Origin of the sequence: Amycolatopsis halotolerans (assembly GCF_042647905.1) — a bacterium.
In the GTDB taxonomy this organism is placed as follows: Bacteria; Actinomycetota; Actinomycetes; order Mycobacteriales; family Pseudonocardiaceae; genus Amycolatopsis; species Amycolatopsis halotolerans.
In genome coordinates, this window is record NZ_JBHRWI010000016.1 from 166,609 (window position 1) to 186,669 (window position 20,061).

A 20,061-nucleotide genomic window follows, 5' to 3' on the forward strand; every position below is an offset into this window, starting at 1 on the left:
TCTAACTGGCATAGGCACTCAGGAGGGCTGCCGGAGCACGTTCGTAGCTGAGCGCCCCGGATCAAGGGCGGAGCCAGCGGTCGAACCAGGCACGGGTGCGGCGCAGAATGTCGAGTTGGTGGTTGCGTTCCTGGATCGAGTGCCCCTCTCTGGGATAGATCACGAACTCGTGCTCGGCGCCGAAGTGGCGCAGCGCCCGGTGGAAGTACGCGGACTGGCCGAGGGGGACGTTGGTGTCCTCGGCGCCGTGAAGGAGGAGCACCGGGGTCCGGACGTGGCTGGCGAAGGAGACCGGGCTGACCGCGTCGTGCGGGTGCGGGCCGATTCCGTCCCAGCCGGTGCTGCCGCCGAGCGCGGCCTCGAACTGTCCGTTCTCCCCGGTCGCGGCGAGCATCCCCCAGTCGGTGACACCGGCGAGAACCAGCGCGGCGCGGAACCGGTCGGTCTGCCCGATCGCCCAGGCGGCCATGAACCCGCCGTGGCTCCCGCCGGCGATGCCCAGCCGACCGGGGTCGGCGACGCCCTCGGCGACGAGCAAGTCGATGCCGCCCATGATGTCGGTCCATTCCTCTTGGCCGACCCTGCCCGCGACGCTGAGGGCGAACTGGTGGCCGTGACCTTGGCCGCCGCGCGGGTTGGGCAGGAACACCGCGTAGCCGGCGGCGGCCAGCCATTGCGCGCTGGGGAACCAGAACAACTGCAGGCGATCGGCGTATCGGTCGTAGGGGCCGCCGTGCGCGATCGTGACGAGCGGGAACGGGCCGTCCGAGGCGGATTTCCCGACCGGCAGCACGAGCAGGCCGTCCAGATCGAGGCCGTCGGCGGCACGGTAGGCCAGCGGCCGCTGGGCGCCGAACGTGATGCCGTCCAGCTCGGGGCGGGTATTGGTGATCTTCCGCAGTGGTCCGGTCGGTGATCCGACGCGAACGTTCGCGGGCTGGTAACGGGTGCCGGTCAAAGCCGCGATCGTTGTGCCCCCGGGGGTGACGGTGAGGGTGTCGAGGCGGCCGGGATGCTGCGACAAGGTCGTGGGGCCGGTGGGGTCGAGCCGGGCCAGGGTCGTGTTCAGGCCGTCGGCGAACACCACGAGCGGGGCGGCGTCGGTCTGGCACAGTTCGGTGGGGCACCTCGGAAGGCCTGCGGTGCGATTGCGGCGGACGCGGCTGTCCACAGCCAGGTCGAACACAGCGGTGCCGGCCTGCAAGACCGGCGGGGTGAGGGCAACATAACCGAGGTGCCAGCCGTCCTCGCTGTGCCACCAGGCCAGGGAGCGTGCCTCGGCTTCGACCGGTCCGAGGTCCTCCGCTGTTCCCGTTTCGGGGTCGAACAGGTGCAGCCTGCCGGTGCGGGGGCCGTAGTCGTGGTCGCTGCTGGCCTGGGTGAGCACGGCGAGTGGGCCGCCGTCGGGTCGTTGCCGCAGTTCCACGACGTGCCGGTCGCCGAAAACCTCCGGGGTGGTGACGTGACCGGTGCGCAGGTCGAGCAGACGCAACCGGGCTCGAGGTTCGCGCTCGCCGACGACAATGGCGTCGTCGCGGTCCCGGGCGCGGCGCGCGTCCTGCTCGGTGGGCTCGTCCTCGGCGAGCAGAGCGATCACGTGGGGTTCGGCGAGGGGCAGGTGGTCGAGGATGCCGGCGCGCCAGTCGGTCACCGCGGCCGCCGCGCCGTCGGCGAGCCGGTGCACCTGCGAGGTGCCGCGGTCGGCTCGGTCAGACAGGAAAAATAGCGTTTCCGAGTCCGCGGACCAGCGTGGTCGAGACTCGGTCGCGGTGTCGGCGGTTGCCCGGCGCGCTGCGGCGTCGTCGAGGTCTACGAGCCAGAGTTCGGTGTCAAGGTGGTCACCGGTCCGGCTGACGGGAGCGAGGACGTAGCAGAGCAGTCGTCCGTCCGGGGCAAGGGCCGGGGTTTGCGGGGCGCGACCATCAACGACGAGTTCGGCGGTCAGACCAGACATGCGACCAGTCTGCCCACCTCCACCGCGCAGCACACGCAAGTCGGCAGCAGTCACGGTTGCCGGAGCACGTTCGTCAACGTGTGCGCCTCCTTGAGCAGCAACGCCCCCAACTCCGCCCGTCGCTCCTCCCGGAACCGCGATTCCACCCCGGTCAACGTCAACGCCCACGCGGGCTCCCCAGCCGGGGTGAAGACCGCCGCCGCCATCCCCCAGCTCCCCTCGACCACGAGCCCGGGATTGGTCGAGTACCCGTCCTCCCGCGTCCGCGCAACGCGGGCCCGCACGTCCTCCGCCCGGTGCGCCGGACCCCACTCCCCGGTCAGGTCCACAGTGGACAGATACTCCTCGACCTCCCGGTCCGGCAGCATCGACAGCACCACCAGCCCCGCCGACACCACGCCCAGCGGGAACCGCGCGCCCTCGTACAGCACGAACGAGCGGATCGGGAAGTCGCCGTCCTCGCGCAACAGGCAGACCGTCTCGTTGCCGCGGCGGGCGGAGAAGAAAGCGCTTTCCCCGGTAGCCGCGGCCAGCCGGTGGACGCTCGCGCGGGCCTGTTGCGTCACGTCGTAGCGCGGGGCGGCGGCTTCGCCCAGCAGGTACAGCTCCGGGCCCAGGTACCAGCGGCCGCTTTGGCGGTCGCGGTCGACATAGCCCTCGGCGGCCAGCGACGCGAGCAGCCGGTGCACCGTCGGGCGGGCCAGGCCGCACTGGCGCGCCAGCTGCGAGGTCGACGCTCCGTCGCGGTAGGTGGACAATGCGCGCAGGACCGCGGACACCCGTCCGACTACGTGGTCAGGAGGCGAGGTGGGCACGGGTTCGAGGGTACGTCCGCTCAGTGGACGCATCGGGCGCGGGTGTTCGGTGCGCGAGAGGTTTGCCAGGGATCCCGGCGTGTCGGTTGACCCGTTTCGCCTGCGCTGGGTTGTATGCGGGGACTGACCACTCACCGAACGAAGTGGAGAGGATGCCGTGCCGACGAAGTACCGCAGCGCCGCGGAGGCCCTCGACGGGCTGCTCGAGGACGGGCTGACGATCGCGGTCGGGGGCTTCGGCCTCACCGGGAACCCGAACGACCTCATCGAGGCGGTCCGGGACTCGGGCGTGCGCGATCTGACGATCGTCTCGAACAACATGGGAGTCGACGGGGCCGGGCTCGGCATTCTGCTCGAGAACCAGCAGGTGCGGCGGGTGATCGCGTCGTACGTGGGCGAGAACAAGCTGTTCGCGCGGCAGTATCTCGACGGGACCGTCGAGGTCGAGTTCACCCCGCAGGGGACGCTCGCCGAGCGGATGCGGGCCGGCGGCGCGGGGATCCCGGCGTTCTACACCAAGTCCGGGGTCGGCACGCCGATCGCCGAGGGCAAGCCGCACGCCGAGTTCGACGGGGTCGCCTACGTGCAGGAGCGCGGGATCGTCGCCGATCTTTCGCTGGTCCACGCGTATGTCGCGGACCCGGCCGGGAACCTGATCTACCGGTACGCCTCGCGCAACTTCAACCCGCTCGTCGCGACGTGCGGGAAGGTGACGATCGCTGAGGCCGAGCAGGTTTCGGACGAGTACTTGGATCCGGAGCGGATCACCACGCCGGGGATCTACGTGCAGCGGCTGATTCAGGCGGCTGCGCGGGAGAAGCAGATCGAGAAGCGGACTGTGCGCGTGCGTGAGGAGGCGTCGGCGTGAGCTGGAATCGGGACGACATGGCCACGATCGGGGCTCGCGAGCTTCGGGACGGCGACTATGTGAATCTCGGGATCGGGATTCCCACGCAGGTGGCCAATCATATTCCGGACGGTGTGCAGGTTACGTTGCACAGCGAGAACGGGATTCTTGGGTTGGGTCCGTTTCCTTGGGAGGGCGAGGAAGACCCGGATCTGGTGAATGCCGGGAAGCAGACTGTCACGTTGCAGCCCGGGGCCAGTTTGTTCGATTCCGCTGAGTCGTTTTCCATGATTCGCGGCGGGCATATCGACCTGGCGTTGCTCGGGGCGTTGCAGGTCGGGGCCAATGGGGACTTGGCTAACTGGACGGTGCCCGGTGCGCTGGTCAAGGGGATGGGCGGGGCGATGGATCTCGTCGCCGGGGCTCGTCGGGTGGTGATCATCACGGATCACACTGCCAAGGACGGGACGCCTAAGATCGTGGAGAAGTGCACTCTGCCGTTGACAGGGGCCGGGGTGGTGAATCGGATTATCACCAACTTGGCTGTCCTGGATGTCACTGAGGACGGGTTGAAGCTGGTGGAGCTTGCGCCTGGGGTTTCTCTTGCGGAGGTTCGGGAGAAGACCGGGGCGCCGATTGCTGAATAGCTGCGGTCGGGTATTCCAGAGCCCCGGTGGCGGGCATCCCGAAGCCCGATTGTGCTGACGGAAGGCGGGGGTTTGTCAAGGCGGGAAAGATGCCTTGACAAACCCCCGCCTTCCGCAGGGAGGCTTCGTATCGGGATGCAAGGTGGGCTCTGGATGCCCTGGGCGGGCAGGTGCGGCTTGCTGGAAGTCCGTGAAGGGCTCCTTGAGGGAATTGGATTCCCTCAAGGAGCCCTTCACGGACGTTGAGTGGTCACTTCGCGGGGAGGATGCGGCCTCGGACTTCGCCGAAGCCCAGCTTCGCGCCGCTGCTGGCGGTGGTCGCGCCGGTGATCGCGACCTCGTCCCCGTCCTGCAGGAACGTGCGGGATTCGCCGTTGACGGTCAGCGGGTCCCGGCCGCCCCACGAGAGTTCCAGGAACGAGCCCCGTTCCGCTGCTTCCGACCCGGAGATGGTGCCCGAGCCGTAGAGGTCGCCGGTGCGGGCGGAGGCTCCGTTGACGGTCAGGTGGGCCAGCATCTGGGCGGGGGACCAGTACATCTCGCGGTACGGCGGGCGGGCCACTTCCTGGCCGTTCCACTGCACCGTGAGAGTGATGTCCAGGCCCCACGGCGACGTCTCCCGCAGGTAGGGCAGGGGTTCCGGCGACGTCTGGCCGGGCAGCGGCACGCGGGCCTCGGCCAGCGCGAGGATCGGGACCACCCACGGCGAGATCGACGTCGCGAAGCTCTTGCCCAGGTTCGGGCCCAGCGGGACATACTCCCAGGCCTGGATGTCGCGGGCCGACCAGTCGTTCAGCAGGACGGCGCCGAAGACATGGCGGGGGAAGTCGTCGGGCGAGACGGGGGTGTTGGCGGGGGTGCCCGCGCCGACGATGAAGCCCAGTTCCGCCTCGATGTCCAGGCGGGTGCTCGGGCCGAAGACCGGACCGTCCTCGCCCTTGCGCTGGCCGCTCGGGCGGACCACGTCGGTGCCGGACACGTAGACCGTCCCGGAGCGGCCGTGGTAGCCGACCGGGAGGTGTTTCCAGTTGGGCAGCAACGGTTCCGCGTCCGGACGGAACAGGCGGCCGACGTTCGACGCGTGGTGTTCCGAGGCGTAGAAGTCCACGTAATCGGCGACGTCGACGGGCAGGTGCAGGGTGACGTCGCCGATCGCGTGCACGGCTTCGGCGGGCACCTCGCCGGTGACCAGCGTCTGCAGGCGCGTGCGGACCTCGACCCAGCGGTCGTAGCCCTGCGCCATGAAGGCGTTCAGCGTCGGCTCGGCGAAGACCGCGTCGCCCAAGGCGATCGACAGGTCCAGCACGTGCTCGCCCACGCGCACGCCCACTCGGGGACTGCCGCCGCCCGCCGAGAAAACGCCGTACGGCAGGTTTTCGACGCCGAAGAGGGAGCCGGCGGGGATGTCGAGCACGGTCATGCGGTGGCTCCGATCAGGCCTAGGTCTGTCAGTTCGGTGAGCGGGTCGGTGATGCTGCAGGTGCCGAACGAGGTGAACTGCGCGCGGGCCGCGGCCAGGCGTTCCGGGGCCAGCGCGCGGATGCGGTCGGCGACCGCCGCGGCATCGCGTTCGGCAAGCAGCGCAACGACTTCCTCGTCCTCGGCATCGCGACCGACCGCTTCGGCGGCGAGCAAAAGGTTCAAGAATCCGTGCTGCTCGAAGCCGGTCGTGGGATCGGTGTTGCGGATCGCGTGGTGCAGGCCCGCGGTCGCCTTGAACGGGACGCCTGCCTCGGCGGTCGCGCGGATCGCGGCGGCGAGTTCGGCTTCGTCCGGGTAGTACTCGGCTGACGTGCCGCCGGTGCGGAACTTCGCCTTGTGCGGGGTGCCGGAAAGCGCCTGCAGCAACGGGACCCGGCGGTCGTCGCGCGGGATTTCCACGGCGACGGGAACCGGGCAACCGTCCACTGCGGACAGGAACTCGGCGACGCTCATTCCTTGCGGTACCGCGATTTCCAGCGATTCGACCGACACCGGCAGGCCGTCGACGGCCTTGAGCACGTCGGCGATCCCACCTGGCCCGGCGGGCAGCGTCACGGTGAGCGGCAGGGTCGTCGAGCGGCCTGCGACGACTTCGGCCAGTTCCGCCAAACCGGACGCGGCGACCACCAGCGGGCCGACCATCGCGGCGTACCCGGAAGCGGTGTGCCGGTCGTGGGCGGCGACGGCGTCCGGCAGCGGTGCGAGGCCGGGCGGGAAGACGGCCGCGTCGTCGAGCAGGCCCCGGGTCAGCGCGTCGGTCACGACTGCGGTCCCCGTCCTGCCCAGGTCCAGGCGTAACCGGGGTCGTCGCTCGCGTGGCCGCCCTCGCCGATTTCCAGCGGGCGGAACGTGTCGACCATGACGGCCAGCTCGTCGAAGAACTCCGCGCCGATCGAGCGTTCCACCGCTCCGGGCTGCGGGCCGTGGCTGTGCCCGCCGGGGTGCAGGCTGATCGAGCCCTGGCCGATGCCGGAACCCTTGCGCGCCTCGTAGTTTCCGCCGCAGTAGAACATCACCTCGTCGGAGTCCACATTGGAATGGTAGTACGGCACCGGGATCGACAGCGGGTGGTAATCGACCTTGCGCGGGACGAAGTTGCAGATGACGAAGTTGTTGCCCTCGAACACCTGGTGCACGGGCGGCGGCTGGTGCACGCGGCCGGTGATGGGCTCGAAGTCGGAGACGTTGAACGTGTACGGGTAGAGGCAGCCGTCCCAGCCGACCACGTCGAACGGGTGCGTCGGGTACACATAACGCGTGCCGACGACGCCGCGCGAGCCGCGGTGCTTCACCAGCACCTCGACGTCGGTGCCTTCCGCGAGCAGGGGCTCGGCCGGGCCGTGCAGGTCGCGCTCGCAGTACGGCGCGTGCTCCAGCAACTGGCCGTAGCGCGAGAGGTAGCGCTTCGGCGGCGCGATGTGCGAGTTCGCCTCGATCACGTAGGCGCGCAACGGTTCTGTGCCCTTCGGCACCCAGCGGTGCGTGGTGGCGCGGGGAAGGATCACGTAGTCGCCAGCGCGGGCGGGCAATGCGCCGAACACCGTTTCGACGACCGCTTCACCGGACTCGACATAAACGCATTCGTCGCCGATCGCGTTGCGGTACAACGGAGAAGCCTCGCCGGCGGCGACGTAGGAGATGCGCACGTCGCCGTTGCCGAGCACGAGCCGGCGGTTGCTCACGACGTCCGCGCTCTTCCACTCCTGGCCAGGGAACAGCGTGTGCAGCTTGAGGTGCAACGGCTTGAGCGGCCGGTTCTCGGTGAGCGTCTGGTCCGGCAGTTCCCACGGCGTCGCGTCGACGATCGCGGACGGGATGCCGCGGTGATACAGCAGCGACGAGTCGGAGGAGAAGCCCTCCTCGCCCATCAGCTCCTCGGAATAGAGCCCGCCTTCGGGCGTGCGGTGCTGGGTGTGCCGCTTAGGCGGGATGCTGCCCGCGCTGCGGTAGTAGGCCATGGGTCGCCTCCTCGGCGCGAAGTAATCAAAGTATGTACTACTTTCCGTTCAGCCTAGTCCCCCAGCCAAGCCGTGGGAAGGGCTGACGGGTTGTCCGTGAAGGGAACCTTGAAGGAATCTGATTCCCTCAAGGAGCCCTTCACGGACAGTGGCGGCAGGGTCAGCGGCGGGTGGCGAACCCGGCCCGGCCGGAGATGAGCTTGTCCAGCAGCATCACCAGCACGCGCTGCTCGGCCTCGGTGAGCACCTCGACCCACCCGGCCTCGCGTTCGTTCTGCGCCTCGAACACCTCGAGCATTTCGGCGTGCCCGGCCTCGGTGAGCGACAACCGCACTGAGCGGCCGTCCGTCTCGCCCGGCGTCCGCGTCAGCAAATCCTCGCTGACCAGGGACTTCGCCAGATTCGACACCGCCGCCCGGCTCATGCCGGTGAGCCGGGCGGCGGCGGACGGTTCGAGCGGCCCGGCCAGCCACACGACGAACAGCACGCGGAACGCCGACCACGAGCGCCCGCGCGGCCGGTGCACGGCGGATTCGAGGTCGTAGGTCACCAGGTTCGACGCCCGGTTCAGCGTCAGCAGCACCTCGGTCGCCAGCTGGTGGCGGAACCCGAACTCCTGCGACAGCCTGCGGTTGGCCAGCGCGATGAACGACCAGAAGTCGAGCGAGTCCGGGTCCGGCGGCGCGGCGGAGTCCTGCATGGGCAGCACGGTACCCGCGCCGCCGGGATAATCAAACTCGAAACTACTTCACAGGACGGGTCAGGCGGGCGCCCGCGTCGCGCGGCACCTTCAGGAACGCCAGCATCACCGCGGCGACGATCAGGCAGCCGATCGGGAAGTACAGCCCGACCGTCACGTCGGTCTCGGTCGCCGCGAGCCCGATCGCGTACGGCCCGAAGAACCCGCCGAGCGCGGCGATCGAGTTGATCGCGGCCAGCCCGACCGCAGTGTGCTCCTTCGACAGCACCCGCGCGGCCATCGCCCAGTACGGCGCGAGGTAGCCGAGCACGCCGATCGCCGCCAGCGAGAGGCTGATCAGCGACAACGTCGGCACGGTCTTGAACTGGATCGCGCCGAAGAACCCGATCGCCGCCACCAGCACGGTGCCGATCACGTGGCCCTTGCGCTCGCCGGTCCGGTCGGAGTTGCGGGCGAGCAGCAGCATGCCGACCGCGCCGACGACGTACGGGATCGCGCCGAGCAGGCCGATGTTGGTCGAGGAGTACTTCGGGTCGAGCTGTTTCACGATCAGCGGCAGGAAGAACGTCAGCCCGTACAGGCCGCAGGCGATGAAGAGATTGGAAATCGCCAGCAGCATGACCTTGCCGTCGCGCACCGCGCGCAGCTGCCCGAGGAACGTCTCCTTCTCCTCCGGCACGTACTCGCGGTCGATCTCGGCCTGCAGCCAGGTGCGTTCCTCGGCGGTCAGGAACTTCGCGTCGGCGGGCTTGTTCGGCAGGTAGAAGAAGGTCAGCAGGCCGATCAGCACCGCGGGCGCGCCCTGCAGGATGAACACCCACTGCCAGCTGCTCATGCCGGCCCAGTGCACGTGGTCGAGGATCCAGCCGCCGAACAGGCTGCCGAGGATCAGCGCGATCGGCTGCGCGAGCGCGAGCGTCGCGATGGCCCGGCCGCGTTCTTTGCCGCGGAACCAGAAGGTCAAGTACAGCAGCAGACCGGGGAACAGGCCCGCCTCGGCGATGCCGAGCAGGATCCGCGCGATCATCAGGTGCGTCACGCTCGCGACGAACCCGGTCAGCACGGTCACGATGCCCCAGCTGACCGCGATCCGGCTGAGCCACAGCCGGGCCCCGACCTTCTTCATGATCATGTTGCTGGGGACCTCGAACACCACGTAGGCGAGGAAGAAGATCGCCGACGCGACGCCGAAGGTCGCGGCCGTGATGGTGAGTTCTTTGGCCATGCCGAGCTGGGCGTAGCCGATGTTCGCCCGGTCCATGTAGTTGAAGATGTAGAGCAGCAGGACGATCGGCATGACGCGGACGCCGACCTTGCGGACGGTGCGTCTGGCCAGCGGGGAGTCCGCCGTGGTGGCGGCTGCGGCGGGGACGGACATGGGGTTCTCCTCGACAGTGAGCAGTAAGTCTGAAGGGTCAGGCAGCGGCGGAGCGACCGGCGATGCGGCCCATGGTGACGGCGTTGGCGACCGCGTTGCCGCCGCCGACATAGCGGAAGCCGAGCACGCCCGCCCCGGCCTCGCCCGCGGCGAACAGTCCGGGCACCCGGTTCCCGCGAACATCGAGCACGGCGGCGCTGGAGTCGATCTCCAGCCCGGCGTGCGTGCAGACCAGTTCGGCGGGCAGCGTGCGGGCGGCGAAGAACGGACCGGTGGCGATTTTCGCGGGCGGCTCGGTCGCGCCCTTGGCGGACAGCGTTTCGTGCCGCAGGAACTCTGGATCCTCGCCGGTGGGGAGCTGGGCGTTCCATCTGTCCACAGTGGCCCGGAGAGCGTCGGCGGGCACGTTCATCTTGCCCGCCAAGGCCTCCAGCGTGTCGGCGCGCAGGGTGCGGCCAGCGTCCGCTTCGGACAGTACGTGGTCGGCGTTCCAATGCGCGTAGCCCGGCGGGAGGTCGCGGCGCGCCCGCTCGTCGAAGACCATCCACACTGGACCGTCTTGTGCGGAAATGATGCCGCTGGACACCGCGTACGACGCGTCCTCGTCCATGAACCGGCGGCCGTGCGCGTTCACCAGCACGCGCGAGCGCGGCGGGAAACCGGACTGCCAATGGTGCAGGCGCTGGAAATACGCCGTCGGCAGCAGCAATCCCCAGCCCTCGCCGGTGATCGAAGCGGACACCTGCTCGCCGAACGCGAAGTGGTCGCCTCGGGAGCCGGGCGCGGCGACGACGAACAGATCCTCGCCCGCCGCGTCCGCGTCCGGGTAGTACCGCGAGCGCAAGGCCGGGTCCTGAGCGAACCCGCCGCTGGTCACGATCACTGAGTTCGCGCGGACCTCGATGCCGTCGGCGACCACGCCGGCGACCCGGCCGTCCTCCACGAGCAGCCGTTCGACGCGGGTGTTCAGCACCGCTTCGGCACCAGCCTTGCGGCGAGCGCGGTCGAGCACCTGGACGAGGCCGTAGCCCTGGTCCTTCGGCACGTGCCCGCGCCAGACGTCCTCGACGCCCGCGCGGGTCAGCCCCGGCGTGTGCGCGTCGTGCGACACCTTCGCCGGGATCTCCGCGCCGAGCCCGATCAGCCATTCGACAGCAGGACCGGCTTCGCGGCAGAACGTCTTGAGCAGCCCGGGTTTCAGCTGCCACTGGTTGAGGTCGAGGTAGTGCTGGAAGAACCGTTCCGGAGCGTCCTCGATGCCCAGTTCGCGCTGGACGCTCGTGCCCGCCGCGGTGAGCATGCCCGCGGACAGCTGGGTCGAGCCGCCGAGTTCCTTCTCCGACTCGAACAGCATCACCGAGGCACCGTGCTCGGCCGCGGACACGGCGGCGGCCAGACCCGCACCGCCTCCACCGATCACTACTACGTCAGCGTCGACGCTCATCCCAGATCACCTCCGGTTTCGGCGAGAATGCGATGGTAGAGACCGTTCGAGACAAGGCCGCCGTCCACCGTGACCTCGCTCCCGGTCAGATAGGTGGAGCGATCCGACAGCAGGAACAGCACCGTGTCGGTGATTTCCTTGGGGTCGGCCATCCTTCCGGCGGGCACACTGTCCACAGCGGACTTGACGAACGCGTCCGCACCCGCCAGCAGCCCGGTGCCGACCAGTCCGGGATGGACGGAGTTGACCCGGATCCGCCACTTCGCGAAATTGCCCGCGGCGGACTTCGACAGTCCGGTCAATCCCCATTTGCTCGCCGAGTAGGCGGGGGAGAAGTAGCCGATCTGGCCGGAGATCGACGAGATGTTCACGATCGAACCGCCGCCCGAATCGCGCATCAGCGGCGCCGCCGCGCGCATCCCGTGGAACGGCCCGGACAGGTTCACCGCGAGCACCCGGTCCCAGACCTCGGCGGTGGTGTCCTGGAATTCCAGCCGCCGGGAGATGCCGGCGTTGTTCACGAGCCCGCCGAGCGAACCGTGCTCGGAACGGATCTTCTCGAGCACGCGAGTCCACTGTGCTGGTTCGACAACGTCCATTGTGTACGGAGTCGCCGCACCGCCAGCTGCGCGGATCTCGTCCGCGATTTCTTCCGCACCAGCGAAATCCGCGACGCAGACGTGCACGCCGCGTTCGCCGAGCGCGCGGGCGTGTTGCGCGCCCATCCCGTTCGCCGCGCCCGTCACGAGCACGACGTCCGGGTAGCGCACGGCTTCGGTGGCGTCAGACATGCCGAGAGCCGCCGTCGACCGCGAGGCTGTGCCCGGTCACGTACCGCGAGCTGTCCGAAAGCAGGAACAGCAGCACGCCGCACACCTCTTCCGGCGAGCCGATCCGGTGCAGCGGAACCGCGTCCAGCGCCTTCGCCAGCGCGGGCGCGTCGTCCTGGATCCAGCGGGTCATCTCGGTGTCGATGTAGCCCGGGGCAATGGAATTGACGCGGATGTCCTGGTCGCCGAGTTCCACCGCGAGCGATTCGGTGAGGTGCGCGACGGCCGCCTTGGAGCTGCAGTACGCCGCGCGGCCCTTGCGCACGCGGACCGCGGACACCGACGCCATGTTGACGATCGCGCTGCCCGGTTCCATCCGCGCGGCCGCGGCCTGCGCGCCGAACAGCACGCCCTCGACGTTCACCGCGAGCGTCGAGCGGATCTGCTCCGGGGTGATGTCGGGAACCTCGCCGTAGGGGAAGATCCCGGCGTTGTTGACCCAGAAGTCGATGCGGCCGAACTCGTCGATCGCGCGCTGGGCGAGCGCGACGTGGTCCTCGGCGCGGGTGACGTCCACCGCGGCCGCGACGATCCGGCCCGGCTTGTCCTCAATGGACTCGGCGGCGAGCGCGGCGGTCAGCTCGTCGGCGGTGGCGGTCATCGCGGCGGTGTCGAGATCGCCGCCCACCACGTGCACCCCGCGCGTGGCGAGACCGGAGGCGAATCGCGCACCCATTCCGCGAGCGGCGCCGGTGACCACGGCGACCTTGCCCGGCATCTCCGGGTACCGCGCGGTCGCGGGCTGGTGCAGCACCCGGCCGGGGCCGGTGGGCTCGAGAGTGGTCATCTGCGTTTTCTCCTCGTTGTTTCTCAGGGCTCGCGGTGCACGGTGCGACGGCGCACGCGCCAGCCTTCCGCGGTGCGCACGAGTTCGTCGTCCAGCACGGTGAGCCGGTGCAGTCGCGGGGATCCGCCTTCCGGCGTCCCGACGATCTGCAGATAGGCGAGCGCTCGCAAGGCATCCCCGGACTGTCCTAACCGGACCTCCACTGTGGACACGACGTGCCGCAGCCGCTCGCCGGACTCCACGCACCCGGCGTGAAAGCGTTCGGCGAACGCGGTCAATGCGGCCGTGCCGACAGCGGGTTCCGGGTAACTGGGCGAGACGAACTTCCCGTCCGGCGTGAACGTGGCGGCCCAGCGCGCGGCCTGCCCGGAGTCGATGGCGTGACTCTGGCGGCCGTAGAGCTGATGCACCGCCACCACGTCCTCGACGGGGACTTCGCTCATGTCAGGGACCTCGATCCGCGGGGAGTTGCCTCGAGCGGCAAACGTGCTATATTCGCACGCACCGTGCGATATGTAGGAACAGTAGGTCGCCGGACAAGCTGTCGTCAAGGGAGTCGTGTGTCCGAAACGGGGACGTCGAAGACGCTGAGCCACGGGCTTCAAGTGCTGGAGCTGCTGGTGGAGCATCCGCAGGGGCTCACGATGACCGAGATCGCCGAGGGGATCGGCGTGCACCGGACGGTCGCGCACCGCCTCGTGCGCACGCTGGAGGCGCACCACCTCTGCCGGCGCGACCGGTTCAAGCGGATCTCGCTCGGCACCGGCCTCGTGCGCCTGGCCGAACCGGTGGAACAGGACCTGCGCACGCTCGCGCGCCCGGTGCTGGAGGAGCTCTCGGACGCCGGTCGCGCGTCGGCGCACCTGGTCGTCCGGGAAAACGTCGAACAGGTGCGGATGCTGATGATCGTGGAACCGCGGCAGGCGCGGATGCACGTGTCGTTCCGCAGCGGCCAGCTGGACCCGATAGGCCGCGGTTCGGCCGGGCTCGCGCTGCTGTCGGCGGAGCCGCCGGTGGAGGGGGAGCGTGAGGAGATCACGCGCGCCCGGTCCCGGGGTTATGCGGTGTCGGTGGGGGAGATCGCGCCGGGGATCACGGGGATTTCGGCGGTGGTGCCGACTGGTCGTGACGCGCCGGGTACGAGTATCGGGCTGTCGTTGTTCGAGGCTCCGGACCCGGACGAGCTGGGCCGGTTGGTGGTGGCGTCTGCACAGCGCCTGGGCTCGCTGTTGAAATAGCTACCGGCCGACGAGCCCGGCCTCATGCGCCAGCAACCCGGCCTGGGTCCGGTTCGCGCAGTCGAGCTTCACCAGCATCCGCGACACATAGCTCTTCACCGTCGCCTCCGCCAGATGCAGCCGACCGGCGATGTCCGCATTGGACAGTCCTTCTCCCAGGCAGGCCAACACATCCCGCTCGCGGTCGGTCAACCCGGCGGTCCGGCGGCGGGCCTCGTCGTCGCGGCGGTGGCCGTCCGACGACAGCGCCACCAACCGGCGCGCGGCCGATGGCGAAAGCACGGTGTGCCCGTCCGCGGCGACCCGGATCAGGCCGATCAGGTCCTCCGGCGGCGTCGACTTCACCAGGAACCCGGCCGCGCCCGCGCGGAGGGCGCGGATGACGTAGGTGTCCGCGTCGAACGTCGTCAGCGCGACGACCGCGGGCGGCTCCGGCAGCGCGCAGATCCGCTCGATGGCGGCCAGCCCGTCGACGCCGGGCATCCGCAGGTCCATCAGCACCACCGACGGCCGGTGCCGGACCACTTCCTCGACCGCTTCGGCGCCGTCCCGCGCCTGTGCGACTACCTCGATGTCGCCGGCCGAACCGAGGATCGTGCGCAGGTGCGCGCACACCATCGGCTCGTCGTCGGCCACCACGACCGTGATCACCGGGCAGCACCTTCCGTGGTCGGGACGTAGGCGGGAAGTATCGCACCGATCCGGAACCCGCCGCCGGGCACGGGGCCCGCCTCGAAGGTCCCGCCGACCAGTTCGACCCGCTGCCGCAACCCGCTCAGCCCCGCGCCGGAGCCACTGCGCGCGAGCGTCGCGTCCGGCGGCTTGACTGAGCGGGTGTTGGCGACGGCCACGTCCAGCCCGCCCGGGTGATAGCGCAGCGAAACCGTCGCCGAGCAGCCCGGCGCGTGCTTGCGGATGTTGGTGAGCGCCTCCTGCACCACGCGATACGCGGTGCGCGCCACGGTCGGCGACACCGAAGTCCGGTCGCCGGTCACGGAAAGCTCGGTCGCGATGCCGACCGCCACCGATTCGGCGACCAGGTCCGCCACCTCGCCGGGAAGCGGCGGATTCGGCACCGGCGGTTCGATCCCGGTGCCGTTGCGCAGCACGCCGACCAGGTCGCGCAGCTCGTCCAGGGCATGCGCGCCCTCGCGCCGGATGTCCTCGGCAGCCGACTTCACCGACGGATCCGGCGACGTCACGCCGAGCGCGCCCGCGTGCAGCACCATCAGGCTCAGCCGATGGGTCACCACGTCGTGCATCTCGCTCGCCAGCCGCCGCCGCTCCGCCGCCAGCGCCTGTTCGGCGAGCAGATGCTGTTCGCGTTCCGCGCGTTCGGCCCGGTCCCGCAACGAACTCAGCAGCTGCCGGCGCGCCTCGAAGTACAGCGAGACCGCCACCGGAAGCGCGGTGCTCAGCAACCCGAACGGCGTCGTGTTCCAGGCCGGGTTCCACGGCCGCGTCGCCAGCAGCGCCAGGAATCCGGCGATCCACAACAGCCGCCGCCGATCCAGCTGCCGGACGAGCTGCGCCAGCACGATCGGCGTGATCGTGGGAACGGTCATTAGCGTCGGCTGGCGCGTGGGCACGAGCAGGCCGGGGGAGAAGAGGTCGGACGCCAGCATCGCCAGCGAGGCCACGATCAGCAGCCCGGCCACCGCGTTCGGGAAGCGCGCCAGGAGAAGGAGGGACGCGTCGCAAACCAGTTCCAGGACGAGCGTCGCGTACGGCCCCAGGAAACCGGTGGTGGGTCCGGAGGCGAGAAAGAGCCCGAAGTCGAGGCAGGCGAACGCCAGCGCGGCGCCGCCCAGCCAGAGCCAGTCGGTCGACCGCGGCCAGGAACGGCACGTGCTGGTCACCCGGTCACGGTATCCGTTCGCCCGTCCGCCCGCGCCGGATCCGCACCGCCCGGGTGGGCGGCTACCGCCGAAAGTTGCGGCTCGGCCGGAAGTGATCCACTTTCGTCGCTGCGAGTCGCTACCGAGCACGCTTACCCCGCACCCGCCCGGCGCGGTGGACTCGATGCCATGACGAGCGAAGGAATCCCGCGGTTCGCCCGGCTGCCGGTGCTGGCGGTCGCGGCGGCCGCCGTCGCGCTGCTGGTGGCGACGAGCACCCGGTACGCGCACGGGTTCGACGAGCTGTACTTCCTCGTGGCCGGTCGAGATCACCTGGCCTGGGGGTATTTCGACCAGCCGCCGCTCGTCCCGCTGCTGGCCGGGGCACTTGACCAGTGGTTCCCCGGTTCGCTGGTCGCGTTGCGCTTGCCGATGGCGCTCGCGGCCGGCGCCGGGGTCGTGGTGACCGCGTTGACCGCCCGCGAACTGGGCGGCGGGCGCGGGGCGCAAGTGATGGCTGCGGGGGCGTACGCGACGTCGGGGCTGATCATCATCAGCCACTGGGTCGCCACCTACGTGCTGGATCCGTTCTTCTGGACGCTCGTGGTGTTCCTGCTCGTGCGCTGGACCCGGACCCGGCGCGACGGCCTGCTCGTGTGGGCCGGAGCGGTCACCGCGGTGTCGCTGCAGACGAAGTTCCTGATTCCCGCGTTGTGGGGCGCGGTGCTGGTGTCCGCGCTCGTTCTGGGACCGCGAAAGCTGGTTTCCCGGCCGAAACTGTGGCTGGGCGCGCTGATCGCCGTCGTGGCGACCCTGCCGACGTTCTTCTGGCAAGCCACGCACGGCTGGGCTTACACCCAGATGGGCGAAGTCGTCGCGGCCGAATTCCCCGGCTACCTCACCTTCGCACGCGACGGGGTGCTCGGTGCCGGAATGGGAATCGGCGTGCTGGCGCTGCTGTACGGAATGTGGCGGCTGTTCCGTTCGCCGGACCTGGTGCCGTACCGCTACCTCGCGGTGGCGTTGCTGCTGGTGGTGGCGGTGATCATCGCGACGCACGGCCGCTCGTACTATCTGATGAGCCTGTATTCGCTGCCGTTCGCCGCCGGGGCGACGGAGCTTTCCCGGCGGAATCTGGTGCGGTGGTGGAAGATTCCCGTCGGAATCGCGTTCGTGCTTTCGGCGGCGGTCACCGTGGCCGGGCTTCCGGTGTGGCCGGCGTCGATGAAAGCGACGTCGTTCGGCCCGATTTCGCTCGGCACTGTCTTCGCGGCAGGGGAGACCGCGCAACAGCAGGTGGCGGACGGCGTCGGGCAGACCTATCGGTCGCTGCCCGATTCCGTACGGCGAGAAACTGCGGTATACGGGGAAATCTACCCGTTCGCCGCGGCCGTGGAGTATTACGGCCCGCGGTACGGGATCAACAATGTCTACAGCGGACATCGAGGATACTGGTACTTCGACCGGCCGCCGGATTCCGCGAAGAACGTGCTTTTCGCGGGCTTCGACCCGGCGTTGCTGAGACCGTACTTCTCTTCGGTGACTGAAGTGGTGCCCGGACTGATGTGGCTGTACACCGGGCGGAAGCAATCCTGGGAAACGATCTGGCCAGAGGTGAAGAAACAATGAGTGATTCCTTGCCCGCGCGAGCGTATTTTCTCGCCTGCGACCCGGAAGGCGGCCCGGTCTCCCGCCGCTCCAACGCGGCCCTGCTGGTCCGCGCCGCCGCGGTGACCGACCTGGTGCTGCGCGGCAACCTCCGCGACCAGCGCGGCCACGCCGAACCGACCGGTGCCGCCCCCACCGGCGACCTCCTTCTCGACGACCTGCTCGCCGATGTCCGCGCGCACCGCCCCGGATCGTGGCGCGCGTTGCTGCGGCGCGGAAAGAACGACACGCTGCAGTCGCTGGAAACGCAGCTCTCCGCGGCGGGTTTGCTCGAAGAGGGAACAAGCTCGGTCTTGCACCGCAAGGTCTTGGTCCCTTCCGACCCGACGCGAGTACGCGACGCGCATGCGCGGCTCGACCACGCCCTGACCGCCCCACTGTCCGAAGTGGACGCCCCAACCGCGGCGCTGGCCGCCCTGGCCGCTGCCTCCGGGGCCGGGATGTCCCGATCGGACGCGCGGCACCATGCCGATCGGCTGGCGGAGCTGGAGAAGCTTGCCGGACCGGCGGTGCCAGCGCTCCGCAAGGCGGTAGCGGGCCGACGGGCGGCACGGATCGCGGCGTTCTCCGGCGGTTCCGGAGGCTGAGCTGGGACTGTCGGTCAGCCGAGGGGGCTGACCGACGGTTCGGCCGCTGCCGAAGCGTCGAGGTCGTACCGTTGCGGACATGACCTCCTTCGCCGCGTTGCACGTCCCGGGCCGTCCGTTGCTGCTGCCGAACGTCTGGGAGTTCGGTTTCGCCGCCGCCCTCGCCGACGCGGGCCACCCGGCCGTCGGCACCACCAGCCTCGGCGTCTCGGCCGCGGCCGGGCTCGCCGACGGCGCCCCGGAATCCCGCGCCGCGACCGTCGCACTGGCGAAATCGCTGGCACCACTGGACATTCTGGTCAGCGTCGACCTCGCCGACGGCTTCAGCACTGACCCCGCCGAAGCGGCGGATCTCGTCGCGGAACTCGCGGACGCCGGGGTCGTGGGCGTCAACCTGGAAGACGGCCGAGCCGACACCCTCGCCCCGATCGTCGTTCAGGCCGCGCTGCTGGCCAAGGTGCGCGAACGAGTCCCGGACATGTTCCTCAACGCCCGCACCGACACGCACTGGCTCGGCACCGGCCCGGTCGCGGACGCCATCACCCGGGCCCGCGCGTACGCCGACGCTGGCGCCGACTGCGTCTTCGTCCCCGGCCTGCACGATGCCGCGGACGTGACCGAACTGGTCGAAGCGGTCGAAGTCCCGGTGAACCTGCTGTACCTGCCCGGGAAAGCCACTTTCTCGGAATTGGCTTCTTTGGGCGTGGCGAGGGTCAGTCTCGGCTCAACGCCTTACCGCGTAGCACTTTCCGCCGCACTGGCCACAGTGGACTCGGTACGGGAAGAGACGGAACTGCCGATGAATCCGCCGTCGTACGGTGATATCACGGCGCTGCTCCCGTAATCTTCACGGCATGATCTTCGGAGGAAGCACCGACTTCGCTGTCCCCGCCGGCTACCTCAACACGCCCAGCATCGGAATCCCGCCCGCGCCCGTCGCCGAAGCGGTCGACGCCGCGGTCGCCCGGTGGCGCACCGGGCAGGACACCCCGTCGGACTTCGACGAGGCGGTGTCCCGTTCCCGCAACGGATTCGCGCGGCTCGCGGGCGTTCCGGCGGATCGGGTGGCGATCGGCGCGTCGGTGTCGCAGCTGGTGGCGAACGTCGCCGGCGGGCTGGCTCCGGACGCCCGCGTTCTGGTGGCGGAGAACGAATTCACCAGCGTCACGTTCCCGTTCGCGCAGCGGGCGAATGTCACCGAGGCGCCGCTCGCCAAGCTGGCGCAGCACGTCGAAGGCCACGACCTCGTCGCGGTCAGCCTCGCGCAGTCCGCCGACGGCGCGCTCCTCGACACCACCGCGCTGCGGGCCGCCTCCGAAGCCGCGGACGTGCCGGTCCTGATCGACGTCACGCAAGCCGCCGGCTGGCTCCCGCTGGACGTCGCGTGGGCGGACTGGATCGTCTGCGCGGGCTACAAATGGCTGTTCTCGCCGCGCGGCTGCGCCTGGCTCGCGGTGCACCCGCGGGCGCACGAGCGGACCCGCCCGGTCGCCGCGAACTGGTACGCCGGCGACGATCCGTGGTCCTCGGTATACGGAATGCCACTGCGCCTGGCCGGAAACGCCCGCGGGTTCGACCTTTCGCCGGTGTGGCTGTCGCACGTAGGCGCAGCGGAATCGTTCGACTACTTCGCGTCACTGGACCTCGCCGCGGTGCGCGAACACAACACCGGTCTGGCCGATTCCCTGCGCGCCGCAGCGGGTCTGGAGCCGCAGGGGAGCGCGATCGTGGCACTGGAAGCCGATCCGGCGCGGCTCGCCGAAGCCGGGGTCGTCGCGAGCGTCCGCAACGGGCGGGTACGGGTCGGTTTCCACCTCTACAACGGCCCTGACGACGTCGAACGCGTTCTGGGCGCCCTGGGCTGAGCGTCTGGGCTCACCGCCGGGGA

General features: G+C 69.8%; 20 protein-coding genes. 7 read left to right on the forward strand and 13 right to left on the reverse strand.

Features of this window, described 5'->3' with window-relative positions; all coding sequences use genetic code 11:
- Positions 1-61: 61 nt before the first annotated feature.
- Entirely contained in the window at positions 62-1,954 is a 1,893-nt protein-coding gene (locus ACFORO_RS13090) for a S9 family peptidase (RefSeq protein WP_377869876.1), read from the reverse strand.
- A 50-nt stretch (positions 1,955-2,004) separates the two neighbouring features.
- Positions 2,005-2,769: an IclR family transcriptional regulator gene (locus ACFORO_RS13095; protein WP_377869875.1), complete on the reverse strand. Its 765-nt coding sequence runs from the start codon at positions 2,767-2,769 to the stop codon at positions 2,005-2,007.
- A 157-nt stretch (positions 2,770-2,926) separates the two neighbouring features.
- On the opposite strand from ACFORO_RS13095, the gene ACFORO_RS13100 reads away from it, so the two are divergent.
- The gene (locus tag ACFORO_RS13100; RefSeq protein ID WP_377869874.1) at positions 2,927-3,637 is read left to right on the forward strand and encodes a CoA transferase subunit A; all 711 of its coding nucleotides are present in this window, start codon (positions 2,927-2,929) and stop codon (positions 3,635-3,637) included.
- Positions 3,634-4,263 (forward strand): CoA transferase subunit B, encoded by a 630-nt coding sequence (locus ACFORO_RS13105; protein ID WP_354746766.1) that lies wholly within the window; start codon positions 3,634-3,636, stop codon positions 4,261-4,263. The genes ACFORO_RS13100 and ACFORO_RS13105 overlap by 4 nt, the downstream gene beginning before the upstream one ends.
- A gap of 250 nt (positions 4,264-4,513) precedes the next feature.
- On the opposite strand, the gene fahA is transcribed toward ACFORO_RS13105, so the two are convergent.
- From fahA to ACFORO_RS13150, 9 genes are all read right to left on the reverse strand, one after another.
- Positions 4,514-5,683: a fumarylacetoacetase gene (gene fahA, locus ACFORO_RS13110; protein WP_377869873.1), complete on the reverse strand. Its 1,170-nt coding sequence runs from the start codon at positions 5,681-5,683 to the stop codon at positions 4,514-4,516.
- Positions 5,680-6,537, reverse strand: a complete 858-nt coding sequence (locus ACFORO_RS13115) for a hypothetical protein (RefSeq protein ID WP_377870050.1) — start codon at positions 6,535-6,537, stop codon at positions 5,680-5,682. The genes fahA and ACFORO_RS13115 overlap by 4 nt, the downstream gene beginning before the upstream one ends.
- Complete coding sequence (locus ACFORO_RS13120) at positions 6,504-7,703, reverse strand: homogentisate 1,2-dioxygenase (RefSeq protein WP_377869872.1); 1,200 nt, start codon at positions 7,701-7,703, stop codon at positions 6,504-6,506. Before ACFORO_RS13120 ends, ACFORO_RS13115 begins: the two co-directional genes overlap by 34 nt.
- Before the next feature lie 160 nt (positions 7,704-7,863).
- Positions 7,864-8,403, reverse strand: a complete 540-nt coding sequence (locus ACFORO_RS13125) for a MarR family winged helix-turn-helix transcriptional regulator (RefSeq protein WP_377869871.1) — start codon at positions 8,401-8,403, stop codon at positions 7,864-7,866.
- 43 nt (positions 8,404-8,446) lie between these two features.
- On the reverse strand, positions 8,447-9,781 hold the full coding sequence (locus ACFORO_RS13130) for an MFS transporter (protein ID WP_377869870.1): 1,335 nt from the start codon (positions 9,779-9,781) through the stop codon (positions 8,447-8,449).
- 37 nt (positions 9,782-9,818) lie between these two features.
- On the reverse strand, positions 9,819-11,225 hold the full coding sequence (locus ACFORO_RS13135; RefSeq protein ID WP_377869869.1) for an FAD-dependent oxidoreductase: 1,407 nt from the start codon (positions 11,223-11,225) through the stop codon (positions 9,819-9,821).
- The gene (locus ACFORO_RS13140) at positions 11,222-12,016 is read right to left on the reverse strand and encodes an SDR family NAD(P)-dependent oxidoreductase (protein ID WP_354746778.1); all 795 of its coding nucleotides are present in this window, start codon (positions 12,014-12,016) and stop codon (positions 11,222-11,224) included. Before ACFORO_RS13140 ends, ACFORO_RS13135 begins: the two co-directional genes overlap by 4 nt.
- Positions 12,009-12,842, reverse strand: coding sequence for an SDR family NAD(P)-dependent oxidoreductase (locus ACFORO_RS13145; RefSeq protein ID WP_377869868.1), 834 nt, complete (start codon positions 12,840-12,842; stop codon positions 12,009-12,011). The genes ACFORO_RS13140 and ACFORO_RS13145 overlap by 8 nt, the downstream gene beginning before the upstream one ends.
- A 23-nt stretch (positions 12,843-12,865) precedes the next feature.
- Complete coding sequence (locus tag ACFORO_RS13150) at positions 12,866-13,285, reverse strand: nuclear transport factor 2 family protein (protein ID WP_377869867.1); 420 nt, start codon at positions 13,283-13,285, stop codon at positions 12,866-12,868.
- A 117-nt stretch (positions 13,286-13,402) separates the two neighbouring features.
- On the opposite strand from ACFORO_RS13150, the gene ACFORO_RS13155 reads away from it, so the two are divergent.
- Positions 13,403-14,080 (forward strand): IclR family transcriptional regulator, encoded by a 678-nt coding sequence (locus ACFORO_RS13155; RefSeq protein WP_354746784.1) that lies wholly within the window; start codon positions 13,403-13,405, stop codon positions 14,078-14,080.
- Here the strand turns inward: ACFORO_RS13155 and ACFORO_RS13160 are convergent, their stop codons facing one another.
- Together ACFORO_RS13160 and ACFORO_RS13165 are read right to left on the reverse strand one after the other, a co-directional pair.
- Complete coding sequence (locus tag ACFORO_RS13160; RefSeq protein ID WP_377869866.1) at positions 14,081-14,731, reverse strand: response regulator; 651 nt, start codon at positions 14,729-14,731, stop codon at positions 14,081-14,083.
- Complete coding sequence (locus ACFORO_RS13165; protein ID WP_377869865.1) at positions 14,728-15,939, reverse strand: sensor histidine kinase; 1,212 nt, start codon at positions 15,937-15,939, stop codon at positions 14,728-14,730. The genes ACFORO_RS13160 and ACFORO_RS13165 overlap by 4 nt, the downstream gene beginning before the upstream one ends.
- Positions 15,940-16,107: 168 nt before the next feature.
- Between ACFORO_RS13165 and ACFORO_RS13170 the strand changes: the two genes are divergently transcribed.
- The 4 genes from ACFORO_RS13170 (at position 16,108) to ACFORO_RS13185 (ending at position 20,038) form a co-directional block, all read left to right on the forward strand.
- Positions 16,108-17,547 carry an ArnT family glycosyltransferase gene (locus tag ACFORO_RS13170; protein WP_377869864.1) on the forward strand — a complete coding sequence of 480 codons (1,440 nt, stop codon included), beginning with the start codon at positions 16,108-16,110 and terminating at the stop codon, positions 17,545-17,547.
- Positions 17,544-18,173 carry a GPP34 family phosphoprotein gene (locus ACFORO_RS13175; RefSeq protein WP_377869862.1) on the forward strand — a complete coding sequence of 210 codons (630 nt, stop codon included), beginning with the start codon at positions 17,544-17,546 and terminating at the stop codon, positions 18,171-18,173. The genes ACFORO_RS13170 and ACFORO_RS13175 overlap by 4 nt, the downstream gene beginning before the upstream one ends.
- Before the next feature lie 79 nt (positions 18,174-18,252).
- Positions 18,253-19,017: an isocitrate lyase/PEP mutase family protein gene (locus ACFORO_RS13180; RefSeq protein ID WP_377869861.1), complete on the forward strand. Its 765-nt coding sequence runs from the start codon at positions 18,253-18,255 to the stop codon at positions 19,015-19,017.
- Between the two features lie 10 nt (positions 19,018-19,027).
- On the forward strand, positions 19,028-20,038 hold the full coding sequence (locus ACFORO_RS13185; RefSeq protein ID WP_377869860.1) for an aminotransferase class V-fold PLP-dependent enzyme: 1,011 nt from the start codon (positions 19,028-19,030) through the stop codon (positions 20,036-20,038).
- The last annotated feature ends 23 nt before the right edge of the window (positions 20,039-20,061 follow it).